This is a genomic window from Bradyrhizobium sp. USDA3010, from assembly GCF_056429065.1.
Map to the genome: position 1 here is coordinate 1 of NZ_JBWJZD010000136.1, position 687 is coordinate 687.

The 687-nt window shown below is 65.8% G+C and carries 1 protein-coding gene; it reads right to left on the minus strand.

Features of this window, described 5'->3' with window-relative positions:
• A partial coding sequence (locus AC066Y_RS43295) for a hypothetical protein (RefSeq protein ID WP_478279144.1) occupies positions 1 to 687 on the minus strand: 687 nt, incomplete at both ends.

Genomic DNA, 687 nt, shown 5'->3' on the forward strand with positions numbered 1-687 from the left:
GCCGTGTCGGGGCCCGGTGTTGCCGTGAAGCTCTTCCAGGCGCTCCACATGCTGCCGTCATTGGCCTTCACCCAGAGCGTATCGGGCGTCGAACCGCCGGGGCCGAACACGTAGCTGACCTGCGACAGGTTCGCCGCCGCAACATCGATCTCGGCGTTGGTGGCCTGGACGACGCCGTTGACGACCCAGTGTCCGTTACCTTGGGTGTCCCAGAACGCGTACTGGGTGATCGTATCGTGCTCGGCATCGGTGACCGAGAACAGGCTCGAGGCGAGCGCCGACGTCTGCCCATGAACTGCGGCCACGTTCGGCGCCGTGACCACCGGAGCCGTGTCGGGGCCCGGTGTTGCCGTGAAGCTCTTCCAAGCGCTCCACATGCTGCCGTCATTGGCCTTCACCCAGAGCGTATCGGGCGTCGAACCGCCGGGGCCAAACACGTAGCTCACCTGCGACAGGTTCGCCGCCGAAACATCGATCTCAGCATTGGTGGCCTGCACGACGCCGTTGACGACCCAGTGTCCGTTACCTTGGGTGTCCCAGAACGCGTACTGGGTGATCGTATCGTGCTCGGCATCGGTGACCGAGAACAGGCTCGAGGCGAGCGCCGACGTCTCACCGTGAACCGCGGTCACGTTCGGCGCCGTCACGACCGGAGCCGTGTCGGGGCCCGGCGTTGCCGTGAAGCTC